Source organism: Pseudomonas sp. 1L-C-7-B-C1 (assembly GCF_057291635.1).
Map to the genome: position 1 here is coordinate 396,609 of NZ_JBXAWH010000003.1, position 19,373 is coordinate 415,981.

At 63.5% G+C, this 19,373-nt stretch carries 17 protein-coding genes; 12 read left to right on the top strand and 5 right to left on the bottom strand.

Going from position 1 to position 19,373, the window contains the following annotated elements; all coding sequences use genetic code 11:
• Positions 1–151: 151 nt before the first annotated feature.
• Positions 152–1,126, bottom strand: a complete 975-nt coding sequence (gene hemB, locus AC0Z8Z_RS07200) for a porphobilinogen synthase (protein ID WP_205483174.1) — start codon at positions 1,124–1,126, stop codon at positions 152–154.
• A 259-nt stretch (positions 1,127–1,385) separates the two neighbouring features.
• Here hemB and AC0Z8Z_RS07205 point away from each other — a divergent pair, with 259 nt between their 5' ends.
• Complete coding sequence (locus tag AC0Z8Z_RS07205) at positions 1,386–2,630, top strand: MFS transporter (protein ID WP_485618636.1); 1,245 nt, start codon at positions 1,386–1,388, stop codon at positions 2,628–2,630.
• A gap of 9 nt (positions 2,631–2,639) precedes the next feature.
• Here the strand turns inward: AC0Z8Z_RS07205 and AC0Z8Z_RS07210 are convergent, their stop codons facing one another.
• On the bottom strand, positions 2,640–3,131 hold the full coding sequence (locus tag AC0Z8Z_RS07210; protein WP_485618690.1) for a GNAT family N-acetyltransferase: 492 nt from the start codon (positions 3,129–3,131) through the stop codon (positions 2,640–2,642).
• 224 nt (positions 3,132–3,355) lie between these two features.
• Here AC0Z8Z_RS07210 and AC0Z8Z_RS07215 point away from each other — a divergent pair, with 224 nt between their 5' ends.
• Positions 3,356–4,294: a class I SAM-dependent methyltransferase gene (locus AC0Z8Z_RS07215; protein ID WP_485618637.1), complete on the top strand. Its 939-nt coding sequence runs from the start codon at positions 3,356–3,358 to the stop codon at positions 4,292–4,294.
• A gap of 205 nt (positions 4,295–4,499) precedes the next feature.
• Here the strand turns inward: AC0Z8Z_RS07215 and AC0Z8Z_RS07220 are convergent, their stop codons facing one another.
• Together AC0Z8Z_RS07220 and AC0Z8Z_RS07225 are read right to left on the bottom strand one after the other, a co-directional pair.
• Positions 4,500–6,119 (bottom strand): methyl-accepting chemotaxis protein, encoded by a 1,620-nt coding sequence (locus AC0Z8Z_RS07220; protein ID WP_485618638.1) that lies wholly within the window; start codon positions 6,117–6,119, stop codon positions 4,500–4,502.
• Between the two features lie 265 nt (positions 6,120–6,384).
• On the bottom strand, positions 6,385–7,221 hold the full coding sequence (locus tag AC0Z8Z_RS07225; RefSeq protein ID WP_485618639.1) for an IclR family transcriptional regulator: 837 nt from the start codon (positions 7,219–7,221) through the stop codon (positions 6,385–6,387).
• Positions 7,222–7,467: 246 nt separating this feature from the next.
• Between AC0Z8Z_RS07225 and AC0Z8Z_RS07230 the strand changes: the two genes are divergently transcribed.
• The 10 genes from AC0Z8Z_RS07230 (at position 7,468) to moaA (ending at position 17,923) form a co-directional block, all read left to right on the top strand.
• Positions 7,468–8,496, top strand: coding sequence for an ABC transporter ATP-binding protein (locus AC0Z8Z_RS07230; protein ID WP_485618640.1), 1,029 nt, complete (start codon positions 7,468–7,470; stop codon positions 8,494–8,496).
• A complete protein-coding gene (locus AC0Z8Z_RS07235) occupies positions 8,493–9,356 on the top strand; it encodes an ABC transporter permease (protein ID WP_485618641.1) in 864 nt (287 codons plus the stop codon). Before AC0Z8Z_RS07230 ends, AC0Z8Z_RS07235 begins: the two co-directional genes overlap by 4 nt.
• 3 nt (positions 9,357–9,359) lie before the next feature.
• Complete coding sequence (locus AC0Z8Z_RS07240) at positions 9,360–10,154, top strand: ABC transporter permease (protein ID WP_485618642.1); 795 nt, start codon at positions 9,360–9,362, stop codon at positions 10,152–10,154.
• A gap of 43 nt (positions 10,155–10,197) precedes the next feature.
• Positions 10,198–10,488, top strand: coding sequence for a (2Fe-2S)-binding protein (locus AC0Z8Z_RS07245; RefSeq protein ID WP_272634388.1), 291 nt, complete (start codon positions 10,198–10,200; stop codon positions 10,486–10,488).
• Positions 10,485–11,861 (top strand): FAD/NAD(P)-dependent oxidoreductase, encoded by a 1,377-nt coding sequence (locus AC0Z8Z_RS07250; RefSeq protein WP_485618643.1) that lies wholly within the window; start codon positions 10,485–10,487, stop codon positions 11,859–11,861. The genes AC0Z8Z_RS07245 and AC0Z8Z_RS07250 overlap by 4 nt, the downstream gene beginning before the upstream one ends.
• Entirely contained in the window at positions 11,858–13,054 is a 1,197-nt protein-coding gene (locus tag AC0Z8Z_RS07255) for an NAD(P)/FAD-dependent oxidoreductase (protein WP_485618644.1), read from the top strand. Before AC0Z8Z_RS07250 ends, AC0Z8Z_RS07255 begins: the two co-directional genes overlap by 4 nt.
• Positions 13,051–14,103: an ABC transporter substrate-binding protein gene (locus AC0Z8Z_RS07260; protein ID WP_485618645.1), complete on the top strand. Its 1,053-nt coding sequence runs from the start codon at positions 13,051–13,053 to the stop codon at positions 14,101–14,103. The genes AC0Z8Z_RS07255 and AC0Z8Z_RS07260 overlap by 4 nt, the downstream gene beginning before the upstream one ends.
• A gap of 253 nt (positions 14,104–14,356) precedes the next feature.
• Positions 14,357–15,706: a cation:proton antiporter gene (locus AC0Z8Z_RS07265; protein WP_485618646.1), complete on the top strand. Its 1,350-nt coding sequence runs from the start codon at positions 14,357–14,359 to the stop codon at positions 15,704–15,706.
• A 316-nt stretch (positions 15,707–16,022) separates the two neighbouring features.
• A complete protein-coding gene (locus tag AC0Z8Z_RS07270; RefSeq protein WP_272634379.1) occupies positions 16,023–16,850 on the top strand; it encodes a formate/nitrite transporter family protein in 828 nt (275 codons plus the stop codon).
• Positions 16,851–16,924: 74 nt separating this feature from the next.
• Positions 16,925–17,923 (top strand): GTP 3',8-cyclase MoaA, encoded by a 999-nt coding sequence (moaA, locus tag AC0Z8Z_RS07275; protein WP_485618647.1) that lies wholly within the window; start codon positions 16,925–16,927, stop codon positions 17,921–17,923.
• 88 nt (positions 17,924–18,011) lie between these two features.
• Here moaA and AC0Z8Z_RS07280 read toward each other — a convergent pair whose 3' ends face one another.
• Entirely contained in the window at positions 18,012–18,833 is an 822-nt protein-coding gene (locus tag AC0Z8Z_RS07280) for an alpha/beta fold hydrolase (protein WP_122625316.1), read from the bottom strand.
• Positions 18,834–19,373 lie beyond the last annotated feature (540 nt).

Here is a 19,373-nt window from a genome sequence, read left to right on the forward strand (position 1 = left end):
ATGTGACGGCCAATTTGTGAGCAAGCTCACTCCCACAAAATCTGCGGCGTGTCCCGGAACTGTGACCCACATAACACCCGGTCACTCCCACAGGTCCGCAGCATGTTCCAAAACCGCGAGCTGCTTCCACACTATCTCCAATAAGCGGAAATCAGATCCCGCTGAGCGCCAAATCCATCGCAAAGTACGTGAAGATCAGATCCGCACCCGCGCGTTTGATCGCGCCGAGGGTTTCGCGCACGACGCGGTGTTCGTCGATAGCGCCGGCCTGGGCGCCGAACTTGATCATCGCGTACTCGCCGCTGACCTGATACGCCGCCAGTGGCAGGTTCGAGGCTTCGCGGATGTCGCGGATGATGTCCAGGTACGCGCCGGCCGGCTTGACCATCAGCGCATCGGCGCCCTCGGCCTCGTCCAGCAGCGATTCGCGCAGTGCTTCGCGGCGGTTCATCGGGTTCATCTGGTAGGTTTTGCGGTCACCCTTCAGGGCCGAGCCGCCGGCTTCGCGGAACGGGCCGTACAGCGCCGAGGCGAACTTGGTCGAGTACGCCATGATCGGCGTCTGGGTGAAACCGGCGGCGTCGAGGGCGGCACGAATGGCCTTCACCTGGCCGTCCATCGCGGCCGACGGGGCAATCACGTCGGCGCCGGCACGGGCTGCCATCACCGCCTGCTTGCCAAGGTTTTCAATGGTCGCGTCATTGTCGACATGGCCGCCGTGCATCACGCCGCAATGGCCGTGGTCGGTGTACTCGCAGAAGCAGGTGTCAGACATCACGATCATTTCCGGCACGGCGGACTTGATGGTCCGCGAGATCCGCGAGACCAGGCCGTTTTCCTGCCAAGTGTCGCTGCCGGTGGCGTCCAGGTGGTGGGACACGCCGAAGGTCATCACCGACTTGATGCCGGCGCGGGCGTAGCGCTCGACTTCCTGGGCCAGTTTTGACTCGGGGATGCGCTGCACGCCGGGCATGCTGTTGATGGGCACGAAGTCGTCGATTTCTTCTTCGACGAAGATCGGCAGCACCAGATCATTCAGGGTGAATTCGCTTTCCTGAAACAGCGAGCGAAAGTTTTCGTTGCTGCGCAGACGGCGTGGACGGGCAGCGGGAAACAGACTGGACATGGCGGTTCCTGAGTCAAGAATATCCGGGAGCTCGCCGGAGCCAACACGTCCGGCGATATCAATGGCGCGAAGCTTATGCCTGCACCGGCGCCGATTCAAATGCCGTGACGAGAAAGTCCGTTACCTGCGAGGCAACAGTAGGCGTGAACGGCGCGAAGAAACCGTCCAGAAAACCGAGTGAAGAACCATTGCCACGGCGCCGGGTCATTTAGCAATGCCGCAGCCGTTTCGCTTGCGCATCCCCAGAGTGAGGCCGACCTTGAGCAACCCATCCGATCAGCGCAACAACCGTTCTCTGGACGGCCTGAACTTCTTTCTGGCGGATGTGCGCGACGGCCTTGGGCCTTATCTCGCGATCTATTTGCTGGCTGTCCATAAGTGGGACCCGGCGAGCATCGGGCTGGTCATGACCCTCGCCGGCATTGCCGCGCTGGTCACGCAAACCCCGGCGGGTGCGCTGATTGACCGCACCCGCAGCAAGCGGCTCGTTGTCATTGTGGCGGCATTGCTGGTGACGGCCGGCTGTCTGGTGCTGCCGTTCATTCACTCGTTTACCTGGGTGGCGATCACCCAGAGCATCAGCGCCATTGCCGGCTCCGTGTTCGCCCCGGCCATCGCGGCCATTTCCCTGGGGATCACCGGGCCGAAAGCCTTTACCCGCCGGACCGGACGCAACGAAACCTGGAATCACGCCGGCAATGCCTGCGCCGCACTGCTGGCCGGCATCTTTTCATGGATGTTCGGGCCGATTGCGGTGTTCTACCTGATGGCGTTCATGGCCCTGGCGAGCATTGTCGCCGTGGCGTTCGTCGATGCCTCGGCAATTGACCACGACGTCGCCCGAGGCTTCGACCCCAGCCATGACCAGGGTAAGGACCAGCCAAGCGGGTGGGCGGTCTTGCTGCACAACCGACCCTTGCTGGTGTTCGCTATTTGCTGCGGGCTGTTTCATCTGGCCAATGCGGCGATGCTGCCGCTGGTGAGTCAAAAGCTCTCGCAGATCGACGTCAACCTTGCCACGCCGCTGACCTCGGCCTGCATCGTCGCCGCGCAACTGGTGATGGTGCCGGTGGCCTGGCTGGTGGGCGCCAAGGCCGACGTATGGGGACGCAAGCCCTTGCTGCTGGCGGGTTTCATTTTCCTGCCGCTGCGGGGTGTGCTGTATGTCATGTCGGATAACCCTTACTGGCTGGTGGGCGTGCAATTGCTCGACGGCATCGGCGCCGGGGCGTTTGGCGCGCTGCTGCCGCTGGTGGTCAAGGACCTGACCCGCGGCACCGGGCGCTTCAATGTCAGCCTCGGTGCCATCTCGACGGTGTTCGGCCTGGGCGCGGCGCTGAGCAACGGCCTGGCCGGACTGGTCGTGCGCGAGGCAGGCTACAGCGCGGCGTTTCTGACGTTGGCGGCGATTGCGGCGGTGGCGTTTGTTCTGTTGTGGCTGGCGGTGCCGGAAACCGGCGAGCGCCTGGCGGATGATGATCTGCATGGCGCGGCCGCAACCTGATCGACCGGGTCAACGGTCGGGGATGGTGCTCGCGCCCTCCTCCAATTCCCGCTGCATGATCACCGTGTCCAGCCAGCGGCCGTGCTTGAAGCCGACGGACTCAAATACGCCGACCTGGCGGAAGCCCAGTCGCGCATGGAGCCGAATCGATGCGACGTTTTCGCTGTTGCCGATGATCGCCACCATCTGCCGTCGGCCCGATTCGGTGCACTGCTGGATGACCGCCGCCAGCAACGCGTGACCAATCCCGAACCCGGCCATGCCTTCGCGCACGTAAACCGAATCTTCCACCGTGAAGCGATAGGCCGGCCGCGGCCGGTACAGCGTCGCATAACCGTAACCCACCACTTCACCTTCGCGCTCGGCGACCAGATACGGCAATCCGTTGGCGCAGATGTCGGCGCGGCGCTGCAGCATTTGCGCAAGCGTCGGCGGTTCCAGCTCGAAGCTGGCAGTGCCGTGAGTCACATGATGGGCGTAGATCGCTTGCACAGCGGGCATGTCGGACTCACGGGCGTCGCGCACGATTAATTCGTCGGCCACGGCATTTCCTCTTCCAGATCAGAACGCGGAGGGAACAAAGCTTGCCCTTGAAGCGGTGGGCCCGTCCAACCCGGCTCGGGGCATTTTCTTGCGCGTTCACTTCCAGCGCCGGGGCGCCGAACGCTGGCCCGGCGATTGGTCTAGAATGCCGCCCTTTCCCACTGCCGACCTGCCCGCCACCGATGAATGCCGACGCCCTCGACCTGCTCGACTCCCACCTTCATACCGCCCTCGCCGACGCGCCCGCCGAAACACGCCGGCTGTTTCACGGCCGTGGCCGACGCTGGCCTGGGCTGGAACAACTGACCGTCGACTGGATGCAGGGCGTGGTGCTGGTGTCGCTGTTCAAGGCACCGGCCGCCGATGAGCTGGAGGCCCTGAAGCAGCGGCTGTTCACACTGATCAAGTCACCCGCCTGGCAGCAATCCCGCGCCCATACGCTGTTGCTACAGCACCGTTATCTGCCGGACAGCCACACTGAAGCGCTGCTGGGCGAGGTGCTTGAGGAATGGACACTGACCGAGGGCGGCTTGCGTTACCTCGTGGACTTCGGCAAGAAACAGAACACCGGGTTGTTCCTCGACATGCGTTACGGGCGCGATTGGGTGCGGGCCAATGCGGCGGGCAAACGGGTGCTGAACCTGTTCGCCTACACCTGCGGGTTCTCGGTGGCGGCGATCCAAGGGGGCGCTGATTGTGTGGTCAATCTGGACATGTCCCGGGCGGCGCTGAGTCGCGGCCGCGACAACCACCGCCTCAATGGCCATGACCTGAGCAAGGTGACGTTCCTCGGCCACGAACTGTTCAAGTCCTGGGGCAAGGTGAAAAGCACCGGGCCGTATGACCTGGTGATCATCGATCCGCCGTCGTTTCAGAAAGGCAGTTTTTTGCTGACCAAGGATTACCAGCGAGTGCTGCGCCAGCTGCCGGAGCTGTTGACGGCGGAAGGCACTGTGCTGGCCTGCATGAACGACCCGTTGCTGGGCGCTGACTTTCTCATCGAAGGCGTGACCCGCGAAGCGCCAGGATTGCGGTTTGTCGAGCGGTTGGAAAACCCGCCCGAATTCGCCGATGCCGAGGAAGGGGGTGGCTTGAAAGCGTTGGTGTTTCGCCAGGGCTGAAAGGTGACCGCACGACGCGATCTCAGCAGGAGCCGGCTTGCTGGCGAATGCGTTGGGTCAGGCAATGGTGGTGTGACAGACCTACCGCATTCGCGACCGTCGTAACCTCCGATTGCTCCTACAGTTGATCTGCGTCCGGCCCGGATGGTGAGAACCCGCACGAACCTGTAGGAGCGCGCTTCAGCAGTGACAACGTGGTTGAGCGCTAGGCACTCAACCGCGAGATCACGTCGTTCAAGCCCACCGACAACACATGCAGATTCTGACTCGCGGTCTGGGTGCGCTGGACGTTGTCCTGGTTGGTGGTGGCAATGGCGGTGATTTCGGTCAGGTTGCGGGAGATGTCTTCGGCCACGGAGGTCTGCTCTTCCGCCGCCGTCGCGATCTGCCGGTTCATGTCGCGGATGGCTTCGACGGCCGAGGTAATGCGTTCCAGCGAAGAACCTGCCAGCGCTACCTGATCGACGCTTTCCTGGCTGCGGGCCTGGCCGCTTTCAATCGCCTGGGCAGCGTCCACCGCGCCGGTCTGCACCGAACTGATGATCTGGTTGATTTCCGCCGTCGAGGCCGCGGTGCGCTGGGCCAGCGTGCGCACTTCATCGGCGACCACCGCAAAACCGCGCCCGGCATCGCCGGCACGGGCCGCTTCGATGGCCGCGTTCAGCGCCAGCAGGTTGGTCTGCTCGGCGATGCCGCGAATTACTTCCAGCACCTTGCCGATCCGGCCGCTGTCGGCTTCCAGACGGCGAATGACGTCAGCGGTATTGCTGATTTCGGTGCGCATCTGGGTAATGGCGGTGATGGTCGCGCCCATCACCTTGCTGCCTTCCTGAGAGCTGCGGTCCGCTTCGTCAGCGGCCTGAGCCGCCTGAGCGGCATGGCGTGCGACTTCCTGGGCGGTGGCAGACATCTCTGTCATCGCCGTCGCCACCTGATCGGTACGCTCGAATTGCTCATGGGTGCCCTGGGCCATCAGCGCGGCGATCGCTTTCAGTTCGCCGCCGGCGCTGTCCAGGTCGGTGGTGCTGCGCTTGAGGCGGGTAAAGGTGTCGGCGAGGAAATCCCGCAGGGTATTGGCCGCAACGGCCAGACGCCCGAGTTCATCCTGGCGGGTGATGCTGACACGGTCGCTGAACTTGCCCTGACTCAACTGCGCAACGTATTCGATGAGCATGCTGATCGGCGCGACGATGTTGCGGTTGACCACCCACAGCGTCAGCACGCCGACCAGCAACGCCGAGGCGAGCATGACCAGCGTGCCGATCAAAATGGTCTGGTCGGCCGTGCTGCTGAGGACTTTCGACTGTTCGTCACTCTGTTTGCGCAGGCCGGCCACCAGGCCGGTCATCTGCTCGCTGGCCGCGCGGTCGACGCCTTTCACGGCCATGTCACCGGCGACCGGATCACCACCGGAGGCGATGTAAGCATCACGGCCCTTGCGATAGGCGACACCCAACGTGCGGTGCTCGGTGCGCAGGGCATCGATCTGGGTCTTGGTCGTGCTGTCCAGGCCATTCACGGCGCTCAGTTGCCCAAGCGTGTCCTGCACCTGACGCTCCTGGTCCTCGAACTGCGCCCAGAATTTATCGCGGTCGGCCGGCTGCTTGCCGCGCAACAGCACGTTCTTCCACTCCTGCACCTGAACCTTGAATTGCAGGTTGGCCTGATCGACCAGTTGCGAGGCGTGCAAAGGCCCTTCAAGCAGACCGCGGTAGGCGTGTACGTTGCTGGAGAGGAACTGGAAACACGCAAGGGCAATCAGCACGACCAGCACGAGGCTGCCGCTGAGCAGCGCGAGGATCTGCAATCTCAGGGATTTCGACATACGGGGATCTCAAAAGGGAGGACAACCTGCTCCGAGGATCACCCGGAGTTTTTGCGGCTTGCCACATCCCTGTGCCATCGCGTCGGATCTATCCGAAAGCGAGGCGCCTACACAGACTGATTCGACTCCACGCGGGGCTTCTTGAAGGCAGCTCCGACGGATCCGACGGGCGGCTGAAACGCGTCAAGAACGGGCCATTCAGGCCCATCAAACGGTTACTGAAGCGCGCTGAACGGCATTCAGATGAGTGTTCAAGAAGCAGCGATCACTCCCGCTGACCGAACACCTGAGAGGGTCTGCGCAAGACCGGATCGAAGGGATTGATCTTCTGGGTGATCGCCGTTGCCTCGCGCTTGAGCATGTCCACCACCGTGGGCATGCGATCTGCACTGAGACGATCACTGATGGTCGCCACGCTCAACGCCGCCACCGCCCGGCCGGCGCGGTCGAGAATCGGCACCGCCAACCCTGCCATACCTTCCAGCACGCCGGTGTTGCGCGCGGCGTAGCCAGTACGCCGCACCGTGTCGATTTCCGAGCGCAGCATCACTTCGTCGTAGAGGTGGAAATCCCGCAGGCGCGGCAGGTTGTAGCGGATCACGGTCTCGCGTTCTTCTTCCGGCAGAAACGCCAGGATGGCCAGACTGCCCTGCCCTACGCCCAGCGCCACGCGGCCGCCGATGTCTCCGGTGAAGGTGCGGATCGGGTATGGACCTTCGCTGCGGTCAAGGCACACCGCGTCGAAACCACTGCGCGCCAGCAGAAACAACGAATCTCCCAACGAGGCCGATAACCGCAACAGGCTCGGCCGCACCACGTCCCGCAGGTTGCCGGACTGCCCGGCGCGTGCCGCCAGGGCGAAGAATTCCAGGCTCAGTCGATAGCGCTTGCTGCGCAGGTCCTGCTCAACCATGCCTTCGTCCATCAGGCTGCGCAGCAAGCGGTGGGTGGTCGGTTGCGACAGGCCGACCTGCTGCGCCAGTTGCGTCACGCGCTCACTGCCATCGGGACAATCGCCCAGCGCCCGCAGCACGGCAAACAGGCGAGAGACCGCGCCAACACCTGTTTCTTTCTCGGCAATCTTCCGTTCAGTGGAATCCATTGCGCCACAATCCTCATTTCTTTTCGCTGAATGAATGAATCCGAAAAAACTACTCACTCAATGAAATTGCCCGTTGAGCGCATCCTATTCTTGGGCCTAGGATCAGTCCACAGGGCGATTTGAATAACAGCGGCAGCCGACAGTGATCGAGCGCCAGCGTCCACGGCCATACGCAGCACTTCTCTTCGCATCTGCCCATAAAAAACGCGCGCCTTCGGTGCGCACGAAAAAAGGTGGAACGCAGCCATGGCTTTTCTTCAGCTCCAGGCACTGTGCAAGCGCTACGGCCCCGTCGACGCCGTCGTGGCCACTGACCTTTCGGTGGAGCAAGGCGAGTTCGTCTCCCTGCTCGGCCCCTCCGGCTGCGGCAAAACCACCACCCTGCAAATGATCGCCGGCTTCGTTGATGTCAGCGCCGGCCGCATCTTGCTGGACGGCCGCGACATCACCCACGCCAAGCCGGCCAGTCGCGGGCTTGGCGTGGTGTTCCAGTCCTATGCGCTGTTCCCGCACATGACCGTGCGCGACAACGTGGCCTTCGGCCTGAAGATGCGTAAAGTCTCCACCGCCGACATCGAGCGCCGGGTTTCCCGGGTACTGGAGCTGGTGCGCCTCACGCCCCACGCCGAGCATTACCCCCGCGAGTTGTCCGGCGGCCAGCGTCAGCGGGTCGCTCTGGCACGGGCGCTGGTGATCGAGCCGCCGGTGTTGCTGCTGGACGAACCGCTGTCCAACCTAGACGCCAACCTGCGCGAAGAAATGCAGTTCGAAATCCGGCGCATCCAGCGCGAAGTCGGCATCACCACCCTGATGGTCACCCACGACCAGGCCGAAGCGCTGTCCATCAGCGACCGCGTCGTGGTCATGCAGGCCGGGCGCATCACCCAGATCGACGAGCCCTATCACCTCTACGAACACCCCCGCACGCGTTTCATCTCAGGCTTCGTCGGCAAGGCCAATCTGCTGCGCGGCGATCGCGATGCCAGCGGCGCCCCCCAGGTGCGCCATCAGCCCGGCGACGGCCAACTGGTGCTGAGCCTGCGCCCGGAGAAAATCGACCTGGTGCCTGCGGGGACCGGCCGTCTGCAAGGACGCGTGGTCATGCGCTACTTTCTCGGCAGCCAGTGGCTGTACCGCATCGAAACGCCCATCGGCGAAATCACCGTGGTGCGCCGCAACGATGGCGACGCGCCGATGAACGAAGGCTTCGCGGTGGGGCTGGACTGGCCGTCGGATCTGCTGCGCGTGCTCAGCGTCGACGAGGTGCCGGCATGAGTGTGCTGCGCGACACCGGACGCGGTTATCTGCTGTCGGCCCCGGCCCTGGCGCTGTTCTTCGGCCTGCTGGTGCTGCCACTGGCGTTGACGCTGGTGCTGTCGTTCAACGTGTTCGACTACGAAGTCGGGGTCAAGGGCGGTGAATGGACCCTGGCCCAGTACGCCAATCTGCTCACCGATTCGTACTTCTACGAGATCTTCCTGCGCACTTTCTGGATCAGCGCGCTGGTGACCCTGCTGTGCGTGGTGATCGGCGTGCCCGAGGCCTACATCCTCAGCCGTATGGGTACGCCGTGGCGCTCGATTTTCCTGATCCTGATCCTCACGCCGCTGCTGATTTCGGTGGTGGTGCGGGCGTTCGGCTGGAGCCTGTTGCTGGGCGCCGACGGTCTGATCAATCAGGCGATCCAGGCCCTTGGCGGGCGTCCGATCAAAATGCTGTACACGCCGTTCGCGGTGATTCTGGCGCTGGTCCACGTGATGCTGCCGTTCATGATCATCCCGGTGTGGACCTCGCTGCAGAAACTCGACGCCTCCGCCGAACAGGCCGCGCTGTCCCTTGGTGCCACCCAGGCACAAGTCATGCGGATGGTGGTGTTGCCCCAGGTGATGCCGGGCGTGCTGTCAGGCACGTTGATCGTCTTCGGCCTGTCCGCCAGCTCTTTCGCGATCCCCGGATTGCTCGGCGGTCGCCGGCTGAAGATGGTCGCCACTGTCGTCTACGACCAATACCTCTCGGAACTCAACTGGCCCATGGGCGCAGCGATCGCCGTGGCACTGCTGCTGATCAACCTGCTGGTCATGCTGTCGTGGAACCGGCTGGTCGAAGGCCGCTACAAACAATCCCTGGGGGAATGAGCCATGTCCAAAAACGGTCCTCTGGCCCTGTCGTTTCATGCCCTGGTGGTGATCTTCATGCTGGCGCCGCTGGTGGTGGTGTGCCTGGTGGCCTTCACCCCGGAAAACACCCTGAGCCTGCCGTGGCACGGGTTTTCCCTGCGCTGGTTCAGGGCGGTGTTCGAGCGCGCCGACTTCATTCAATCCTTCTATAACAGCCTGATTCTGGCGGTGGTCGCCGCCACGCTGGCGACGTTGATCGCGGTGCCGGCGGCGTTGGCGATCACTCGCTATCGCTTTCCCGGCCGCGACTTTCTCAATGGCCTGTTCTTGTCGCCGATCATCATTCCCCATCTGGTACTGGGCGTGGCAATGCTGCGCCTGTTTGCGCTGATGGGGGTGAACGGCAGTTTCGTCTGGCTGATGTTCGCCCACGTCGTGGTCATCACGCCCTACGTGTTGCGCCTGGTGATCGCCGCCTCCATCGGCATGGACCGCAGCGCCGAGCAAGCGGCCGAATCCCTCGGTGCCAACCGCTTCACGCTGTTTCGTCTGATCACCCTGCCGATGATCCTGCCCGGCGTCGCCGGTGGCTGGCTGCTGGCGTTCATCAACAGCTTCGACGAAGTGACGCTGTCGATCTTCGTCACCTCGCCGTCGACCCAGACCCTGCCGGTGCGCATGTACGTGTACGCCACCGAATCCATCGACCCGATGATGGCCGCGGTCTCGGCGCTGGTCATCGCCCTGACGGCGGCGACCATGATCATTCTCGACCGGGTGTACGGCCTGGACCGTGTGCTGGTGGGGAGGCATTGATGACTGTTCGGTTTACCCACTTTTACCCGATGGAGCGCGCGCCATGGCCTTGCTGAGACGACTCGCCGAACGCGACCGCGCCGTCATCCCCTTCACCCTCGACGGCCAGCCAGCCAGTGGTTTGCAGGGCGATACCTTGCTGACGGCCGTGCTCACGGCAGAGGATTCCTTGCGCGGCAGCGACTTCAGCGGTGAGCCCCGGGCCGGTTTCTGCCTGATGGGCGCGTGCCAGGACTGCTGGGTGAAACTGGGAGACGGTCGCCGGGTGCGCGCCTGTTCGACGATGCTCGAAGCCGGCGTGTGCGTGAGTCGCGAACCGGGGCGCAGCCTATGAATGCGCCGACCCTTCAAGCCATGAACACCGTTATCGTCGGCGCCGGCCCAGCCGGGATTCGCGCGGCGCAGACGCTGCTCGCCCACGGCCTGCGCCCTTGTCTGCTGGATGAAAGCCTGCGCGGCGGCGGTCAGGTCTATCGTCGCCAGCCGGAGAACTTCAAGCGCTCGGCCAAGGCCCTGTACGGTTTCGAAGCGGGCAAAGCCGCGTCGGTTCACGCCACCCTCGATCAGTTGCAGCGCGAGATCGACTACCGCCCCGAGACGCTGGTGTGGAACGCCGAAGCACGCACCCTCGACACCCTGCGCAATGGCCGCACGGCGCAGGTGCCGTTCAAGCATTTGATCGTGGCCACCGGCGCCACCGACCGCATCTTGCCAGTGCCGGGCTGGACCTTACCCGGCGTCTACAGCCTCGGCGCAGCGCAGATCGCGCTGAAGTTTCAGGGCTGCGCCATCGGTGAGCGCGTGGTCTTCGCCGGCAGCGGGCCACTGTTGTATCTGGTGGCGTATCAGTACGCCAAGGCCGGTGCGACGGTGGCGGCGGTGCTCGACAGCTCGCCCTTTTCCGCTCAGACCCGCGCCCTGCCCGCGCTGCTCGGGCAACCGTCGACGCTGGCCAAAGGGCTTTATTACCGCGCCTGGCTGACGGCCCACGGCATCCCGGTGCATCAGGGCGTTCATCTGCACGGCATTCAGGGCGAGCGGCGGGTCAGCGGGGTCAGCTGGCAACAGGGCAATCAGCTCAAAAAACTCGCCTGTGACGCCGTCGCCTTCGCCCACGCACTGCGCAGCGAAACCCAATTGGCCGATCTGCTCGGCTGCGAATTCGCCTGGAGCCCGTTGAATCGCGCTTGGCTGCCCACCCGCGACGCTGCCGGGCGCAGCAGTGTCGAGGGGGTTTATCTGGCCGGGGATGGGGCCGGGATCATGGGCGCCGACGCTGCGGAAATGGCCGGCGAACTGGCAGCGCTGACCCTGCTCGGCGACATCGGTTACCGCATCGACCGCGCCCGCAGCATTGAATTGCAGCGGCAACTGGAGGCCATCCGGAGGTTTCGCCAGGGGCTGGAGACCGCGTTCCCTTTCCCCGAAGACTGGGCCGCCCAGGCGCCAGACAGCCTCACGGTTTGCCGCTGCGAGGAAGTCAGCGCTGGCGACATCCGTCAGGCCGTGGCCGAGGGTCACTGGGAAATCAACCGGGTCAAGGCCATGTGCCGGGTCGGCATGGGCCGCTGCCAGGGGCGCATGTGCGGGCTGGCCGCGACGGAAATCGTCGCGCAGGCGTCAGGGCGGGACATCGCCAGCGTCGGTCGCTTGCGCGGGCAGGCGCCAATCAAGCCGTTGCCGTTTGGCGTGGAGGCAGAACAATGAGCCAGCCGGCTGAGGTGGATGCGGTGGTGATGGGCGGTGGGATCGTCGGTGCATCGGCGGCGCTGTTTCTCGCCCTGAGCGGCAAACGCGTGGCGCTGCTGGAAAGGGACTTTTTCGGCTCTCACTCAAGCGGCGTCAATTATGGCGGCGTGCGGCGCCAGGGTCGGCCGTTGTCGCAACTGCCGCTGTCCCAGCGCGCCCATGAAATCTGGGGAGACCTGCGCGCGTTCATCGGCACTGACGGCGAATACGTCCGCTCCGGGCATCTCAAGCTGGCCCGCAGCGACAAAGACATGGCCTCGCTGGTCGCGTATGAGGAGGCGTCTCGCGGGTTCGGAATGGAACTGCAGCTGCTCGATCACGCCCGGTTACGCGCCCGCTTCCCCTGGGCGGGCGATGTGGCGGTGGGCGCTTCGCTGTGCGCCGAGGACGGCCATGCCAATCCGCGCCTCGTCTCGCCGGCATTTGCCGCTGCCGCACGCCGCGCCGGTGCGCAGACCTTCGAGCAGGCCCATGTCACTGAAGTCGCCCATGACGGGCAGCGTTTTCTGCTGCGCACCGCCAGCGGCCTGAGCTTTCGCGCGCCGTGGCTGCTCAATTGCGCCGGGGCGTGGGCGGCTCAGTTGGCCCGGCAGTTCGGCGAACCGGTGCCCATGCGCGCGGGCCATCCGGCGATGCTGGTGACCGAACCGCTGCCGATGTTCATGGACGTCAGCACCGGCGTCGAGGGCGGCGGGATTTATGCCCGACAGGTGGCGCGGGGCAATTGCGTACTGGGCGGCGGCCAGGGTTTTCCGCTGGACCCGGCCACTGCGCGGCCCGGTCAGGCGGCGATTCTGGAGATCCTGCGCAACGCCGTTGAACTGTATCCGCCGCTGGCCGGTGCCCAGGCCATTCGCACCTGGAGCGGCACCGAAGGTTATTTGCCCGACCGCGAGCCGGTGCTGGGGGCCAGTTCGACCCAACCCGGTCTGCTGCACGGCTTCGGATTCGCCGGATCGGGCTTTCAGATTGGCCCGGCGGCGGGCGAGGCCTTGGCGCAGATCGTCTGCGTCGGGGCGTCGAACATTGAGCTGAGCCCGTTCTCGATCACACGCTTTCAATCGCAACCGCACACTTCATCGCCCGCCATCGTCGTGCCGTCCGGCACCGATAACGTCATTCCATTGCTCAGAGGAAGGTCGAACCCATGACTCACATGAAACGTGTTGCCGTAACCTGCTTGTCTTGCCTGCCGTTCGCTATGTTTCTTGCTTCGATGCCCGTACAGGCCGAACCGACGCTGTACCTGGGCATGAACGGCGGCACCATGGAGCGCTTGTACGCCGACCACGTGTTGCCGGCGTTCGAGAAGGCCAATAACGTCAAGGTGGTGATTGTGCCGGGCACGTCCTCGGACATCCTCGCCAAGGCTCAGGCCAGCAAGGACAACCCGCAGATGCACGTGATGTTCCTCGACGACGGCATCATGTACCGGGCCATTTCCATGGGCCTGTGCGGCAAGTTGAACCCGAGCGCGAGCCTGGCGGACATTCCGGCCAAGGGCAAGATCAAGGAAGAAGCCGTGGCCGTCAGCCTCGGTGTCACGGGGCTGGCCTACAACACCCGGATGTTCAAGGACAACGGCTGGAGCGCGCCGACGTCCTGGGCCGACATGGCGGACCCCAAGTATAAGGAGAAGCTGGTGTTCCAGTCGCTGGCCTCCTCCACGTTCGGGCTGCATGGTTTTCTGATGTTCAACCGGCTGCAGGGTGGCAACGAAACCAACGTCGAGCCGGGTTTCAAGGCGTGGCCGAAGACGGTGGGGCCTAACGTGCTGGAATACATCGCCAGCTCGGCGAAGATCTCGGAGATGGTGCAGACCGGCGAAGCGGCGCTGTTCCCGCTGACGCCGACCCAGGTCACCGCGCTCAAGCTCAAGGGCGTGCCGGTGGAATACGCGCCACCGAAGGAAGGCGCTGTGGTGTTGAACGTGGCCGAATGCACCATCGCCAACAACGACCAGCCGGAACTGGCGCAAAAGCTCGCGGCCTTCCTGCTGACCCCGGAAGCACAGGCGCCGGCGCTGGAGATGGGCGACCAGATCCCGTCCAATCCGAAAACCCCGACCACCGACAAGACTCGTGGTCAGGTGGAAGCGATGAACAAATACCTGGAAACCGCCGTGACCATCGACTGGGATCAGGTCAATCAGGTGCGCCCGGAATGGAACGCGCGGTGGAGCCGGTCGATCGAGCGGTAGGCGCGATTTAAGTGGGACCGGCTTTAGCCGGGAAGGCGTCGGATGCCACACCGAAAAATGGATGACGTATCCGCTGGCCGCTCCCGGCTAAAGCCGGTCCCACAAGGCGATCGCGTGCAGCCAGTGGGCCCAACCATGCCCCGGGCATCCGGGGTCCCGCGCCGGTCGCGAATCCATCCCACATTTGTTTCAACTATCCCTGCCTACTACAGTCACACAGTCATTCCCGCCCTTTGACTGATGACGAATTCGCATGAGCTTCATTCTTTGCATGACCGTCTTCGGTGTCCTGCTGATGCTGCTGGCACTGACTTCTTCTTACCTGCGCTGGCTGCCGGTCACCACGTCGGCGGTGTGTCTGGCGTTTGGCGCCGCGATTGGCCCCTGGGGCCTGGACATTGCGCAGCTCGACGTGCGCGACGCCCGCCACTGGCTCGAACGCCTCACCGAAATTGCCGTGCTGTTTTCCCTGTTCAACACCGGCATCAAGCTGCGCCTGCCCCTGCACCGTAGCGGCTGGTATTCGGCGTACCTGCTGGCCGGACCGGTGATGCTGGCGACCATTGCCGGTGTCAGCCTGACCGCCCATTACCTGTTCGGCCTGTCATGGCCGATCGCGTTGCTGCTCGGCGCCATGCTTTCGCCCACCGACCCGGTGCTGGCCGGCCTGGTGCAGGTCAACAGCGCCCAGGACCTGGACCGGGTGCGCTTCGGCCTGTCCGGTGAGGCCGGGCTGAATGACGGCACTGCGTTCCCCTTCGTGATTTTCGCCCTGATGTTCATCACCCACGGTTTTTCGGATTTCGACTGGACCCAGGGCTGGCTGCTGAAAAACATCATCTGGGGCGTACCGGTCGGACTGATGCTCGGTTACGGCCTGGGCCGTGGGGTCGGCCACCTGATGATCTACCTGCGCATCAAGAACGCCGACAGCACCCTGTCGCCCAACGACTTTCTCGCCCTGGCGCTGATCGCCATTGCCTACGTCAGCGCCGAAGGCCTTGGCGCCTACGGATTTCTGGCGGTATTCGCGGCGGGCATCGGCGTGCGTCATGCCGAGTCCAACGCCACCCAGTCTGAGGTGCCGTCGGAGCATGTGGCGATCCCGGTGGTGGGCCACACCCACAGCGATCCGGAGTCGGCAATCATGGGCGACCGCGATGCGCTGTCAGACAGCCAACTGGCGGCCGGCGTGATGATGGGCGACATGATGGTCTTCGGCAGCCTGGTAGAGCGCGCAATGGAGGTGCTGTTGATCACCCTTCTCGGCGCGGCCCTCGCCACTTACTGGGACTGGCGCGCCGTTGGCCTGGGCCTGGCGTTGTTCTGCGTAATCAGGCCGTTGAGCGTCTGGCTGCTGATCAGTGGCAAATTGCTGACCAGGCCGCAAAAGGCACTGGTCGGCTGGTTCGGCATTCGCGGCATCGGCACGTTGTACTACCTGTGCTACGCGTTGACCCATGGCCTTCCCGCTGAGGCCGTTCACACCACCATCAGCCTGACGTTGTCGGTGGTGGCATTGAGCATCCTGCTGCACGGCATCAGTATTCAACCGTTGCTGGAGCGATACGAACGCAGCATCGCCCGCGCCAGCAAAGACTGACCAGGGACGATGCCGCTCTGATGACAGAGGGAAGGCCCCGCGCCTGAAAACCTCGTGATAGACAGCGTCGATGACGCTATTGGAACAAGCGATTGGACGCTTAACACCCTGATCGGTAGCGTGCTCACGAATTGATCAGGTCTTTTGGGCGCTGACTGCCTGCGGTTTAGAGTCGCAGCAGCCTGCCCATCAGGGATCGGCGCCGTGTCGGCTGACACCCCGCGCACCAAGCCCGGATGCTTGACCCCCTCCTTTGTTTACGCGTCACGGCTCGTTGAGCCGCGACGCGGTTCATCGCTTGCGAGCCTGAAAGCCTATGTCCATCAATACACCGCAGCAGATCGCCGAAATCACCATTGAAGCCGGCGTGAAGAAGTCCCACCTGCCGACCCCGGCAATTCTGGTGCTGGGCTTTCTCGCCGGCGCGTTCATCGCCCTGGGCTTTCTGCTGGACATCCACGTCAGCACCATGATCCCGGCGCCTTGGGCGTCACTGGGCAACCTGCTGGGCGCGGCGGTGTTTCCGCTGGGTCTGATTCTGGTGATCCTTGCCGGCGGCGAGCTGCTCACGGGCAATATGATGAGCCTGCCGACGGCAATGTTCGCCGGTCGGGTGCCGCTGTCGGCGGTGGCGCGCAACTGGGCGCTGGTGACGTTCGCCAACCTGCTCGGCGCGCTGTTCGTCGCCTACTTCTTCGGCCATGTGCTGGGCCTCACAGAAGGTGCGTACTTGGCCAAGACCCTGGCCATCGCCAAGGCCAAGGCCAGCGCTGACTTCAGCCAGGCGTTTATTTCCGGCATTGGTTGCAACTGGCTGGTGTGCCTGGCGGTCTGGTTGTCATACGCCAGCAAAGACGTGACCGGGAAGGTCGTTGCCATGTGGTTCCCGATCATGGCCTTCGTCGCCATCGGCTTCCAGCACGTCGTCGCCAACATGTTCGTGATCCCGGCGGCGATCTTTGCCGACGCCCTGAGCTGGACCGAATTCGTTGAAAACTTCGTTGCGGTGTTCCTGGGTAACGCCGTGGGGGGTGCAATTTTTGTCGGGCTCGCGTATTACGTGTCCTATTCGAAAGCCATTCAGGCTTCGGCGACCGGCGTCACTGCTGCGGCCATCGAGCAGCAGTCCGGTAGCCAGATTTAACGCTGCAGCCGCGCGCCTCATTTCCGGGGCGCGCACCCTGTTTCTGCCACGCGTCACGTTGTCGAGAGTAATCAATGTCAGATCAAGTCCTGATGGACAGCTATTCACGCAAGGTCGATTACGTCCGCATGTCGGTCACGGATCGCTGCGATTTTCGCTGCGTGTATTGCATGGCCGAGGACATGACGTTCCTCCCCCGTCAGCAGATTCTCTCCCTCGAAGAAATTCATCAACTTGCCGAGCGCTTCGTGGCGCTGGGCACCAAGAAGATTCGTCTGACCGGCGGTGAGCCACTGGTGCGCGCCGGCATCCTCGGGCTGGTTCGCAGCATCGCCGCCCTGCCCGGCCTGCGCGAACTGTGCATGACCACCAACGGCTCGCAGCTCGACAAACTCGCCGTGCCGCTGTTCGAAGCCGGCCTCAAGCGCCTTAACATCAGCCTCGACAGCCTCGACCCGGCGCGCTTCAAGGAATTGACCCGCACCGGTGACCTGAGCAAGGTCATTGCCGGTATCGACGCCGCCAACGCGGCCGGCTTCGAGCGCACCAAGCTCAACTGCGTGGTCATGCAGGGCCGCAACGACCACGAGATCAATGATCTGGTGGCCTTTGCGATTGATCGTGGGGTCGATATCACGTTCATCGAAGAAATGCCCCTGGGCACGATCAGCGAGCACAGCCGCGCCGAGTCGTTCTACTCCAGCGAGCAGGTGCGTGAACGCATCGCCGAGCGTTACACCCTGGTGCATTCGACCGAAACCACGTCCGGGCCTTCGCGCTACTGGCGCGTGGCGGAAGCACCGCACATCCGCATCGGCTTCATTTCGCCCCACAGCCACAACTTCTGCGCGACCTGCAATCGGGTTCGGGTCACGGTGGAAGGTCGTCTGCTGCTGTGTCTCGGCAATGAGCATTCGGCTGATTTGAAAGCCGTGCTGCGGGCCAATCCGGGTCAGCCGGAAAAGCTGGAGAAAGCCATCGTCAACGCCATGCAGCTGAAGCCGTGGAAGCACAACTTCGAGCTCAACGATGATGTGCAGGTGGTGCGCTTCATGAACATGACGGGCGGCTGAGTACGCCCTTGATCATGAGCTGACCTGGCTTGATGAGAAGCCTGGCAGCCTCCAGCTTGAGACCGCCAGCCTCTGTTGAACAGGCTGATCAGCCCTTGATGAAGCCCAACAGAATCTCGTTGATTTCTTCCGGCTGCACGTTACACATGCCGTGGGCGCCGCCCTTGACCACGTGCAGTGTCGAGCCTTTGACCAATTCGTGACTCTTGTAGCCTGACGCGACGATCGGAACGATCTGGTCGTCATCGCCGTGGAGGATCAGGGTTGGCACGTCGATCTTTTTCAGGTCTTCGGTAAAGTCGGTTTCCGAGAACGCCTTGATGCAGTCGAACTCCCCTTTGACGCTGCCGAGCATGCCAATGGACCAGAACGAGTCGATGGCGCCCTGGGAGGTTTTCACGCCGTCGCGGTTGAAGCCGAAGAACGGCACGGCGAGGTCCTTGAAGAACTGCGAGCGGTCGGCGGTGAAGCCGGCGCGGATGCCGTCGAAGACTTCCATGGGCAGGCCTTCGGGGTTGGCGTCGGTTTTGAGCATGATCGGTGGCACGGCGCCAATCAGGACGGCTTTGGCAACGCGGGCGGTGCCATGGCGGCCTATGTAGCGGGCGACTTCGCCACCACCGGTGGAGTGGCCGATCATGATGGCGTCTTTGAGGTCGAGGGCGTCGAACAGTTGGGCGAGGTCGTCGGCGTAGGTGTCCATGTCGTTGCCTTCCCAGGTCTGGCCGGAGCGCCCGTGGCCGCGGCGGTCGTGGGCGATGACGCGGTAGCCGTGCTGGCCGAGGAAGAGCATTTGTGCATCCCATGCGTCGCCGTCGAGGGGCCAGCCGTGGGAGAAGACGATCGGTTGGCCGGTGCCCCAGTCTTTGTAGAAGAATTCGGTGCCGTCTTTGAGGGTCAGGGTGGTCATTGGGATGCGGTCCTCTGGAGTGGGTGCGGGGGGGAAGGTTGAGCGTAGTCGGTTGTGGCGCGGCTGGATTGCAGTTATGTGCTTAATTGCCGTGGCCAGGCTTGAAGCCAATCGAGATCTAGAGCCAGATCAAGATCAAGAGCGTCTGCCTGGGGGCAGACTGTTTCGCCTTCGGCGAGTTACTTGGAAAAGCACCCCAAGTAACCAAGGGTGCTTGCTCCTGGTTTGGCCCTTCGTTCCTCAGGGTTCCTTCACTCCGGTCTCGCTCCGTGGGCCCGCGCCGAACGGGCATCCATGCCCTGACGGCGCTCTCGCCGCATCCATGCGGCTCGGCCCACTGCGCGAGACCTGCGTTCAGCCTGCACCCAAGTCGCGATTGGCGGTGACTGAGCTTTTTGTGTACGAAGATCAAAAGCAGATCAAAAGCAGATCAAAAGCTTCCCGGCTGAAGCCGGTCCTACGGTCGAGGTCGCCGCCACTTTTCCTGAATGGACGCGCTGCTTTTAGTGGGACCGGCTTTAGCCGGGAAGAGGCCGGTGT

Excerpts from the sequence above, each read along its gene's own strand:
- hemB (WP_205483174.1), bottom strand. The coding sequence starts at position 1,126 with ATGTCCAGTCTGTTTCCCGCTGCCCGTCCACGCCGTCTGCGCAGCAAC.
- AC0Z8Z_RS07210 (WP_485618690.1), bottom strand. The coding sequence starts at position 3,131 with ATGCCCGCTGTGCAAGCGATCTACGCCCATCATGTGACTCACGGCACT.
- AC0Z8Z_RS07215 (WP_485618637.1), top strand. The coding sequence starts at position 3,356 with ATGAATGCCGACGCCCTCGACCTGCTCGACTCCCACCTTCATACCGCC.
- AC0Z8Z_RS07220 (WP_485618638.1), bottom strand. The coding sequence starts at position 6,119 with ATGTCGAAATCCCTGAGATTGCAGATCCTCGCGCTGCTCAGCGGCAGC.
- AC0Z8Z_RS07225 (WP_485618639.1), bottom strand. The coding sequence starts at position 7,221 with ATGGATTCCACTGAACGGAAGATTGCCGAGAAAGAAACAGGTGTTGGC.
- AC0Z8Z_RS07230 (WP_485618640.1), top strand. The coding sequence starts at position 7,468 with ATGGCTTTTCTTCAGCTCCAGGCACTGTGCAAGCGCTACGGCCCCGTC.
- AC0Z8Z_RS07235 (WP_485618641.1), top strand. The coding sequence starts at position 8,493 with ATGAGTGTGCTGCGCGACACCGGACGCGGTTATCTGCTGTCGGCCCCG.
- AC0Z8Z_RS07240 (WP_485618642.1), top strand. The coding sequence starts at position 9,360 with ATGTCCAAAAACGGTCCTCTGGCCCTGTCGTTTCATGCCCTGGTGGTG.
- AC0Z8Z_RS07245 (WP_272634388.1), top strand. The coding sequence starts at position 10,198 with ATGGCCTTGCTGAGACGACTCGCCGAACGCGACCGCGCCGTCATCCCC.
- AC0Z8Z_RS07250 (WP_485618643.1), top strand. The coding sequence starts at position 10,485 with ATGAATGCGCCGACCCTTCAAGCCATGAACACCGTTATCGTCGGCGCC.
- AC0Z8Z_RS07255 (WP_485618644.1), top strand. The coding sequence starts at position 11,858 with ATGAGCCAGCCGGCTGAGGTGGATGCGGTGGTGATGGGCGGTGGGATC.
- AC0Z8Z_RS07260 (WP_485618645.1), top strand. The coding sequence starts at position 13,051 with ATGACTCACATGAAACGTGTTGCCGTAACCTGCTTGTCTTGCCTGCCG.
- AC0Z8Z_RS07265 (WP_485618646.1), top strand. The coding sequence starts at position 14,357 with ATGAGCTTCATTCTTTGCATGACCGTCTTCGGTGTCCTGCTGATGCTG.
- AC0Z8Z_RS07270 (WP_272634379.1), top strand. The coding sequence starts at position 16,023 with ATGTCCATCAATACACCGCAGCAGATCGCCGAAATCACCATTGAAGCC.
- moaA (WP_485618647.1), top strand. The coding sequence starts at position 16,925 with ATGTCAGATCAAGTCCTGATGGACAGCTATTCACGCAAGGTCGATTAC.
- AC0Z8Z_RS07280 (WP_122625316.1), bottom strand. The coding sequence starts at position 18,833 with ATGACCACCCTGACCCTCAAAGACGGCACCGAATTCTTCTACAAAGAC.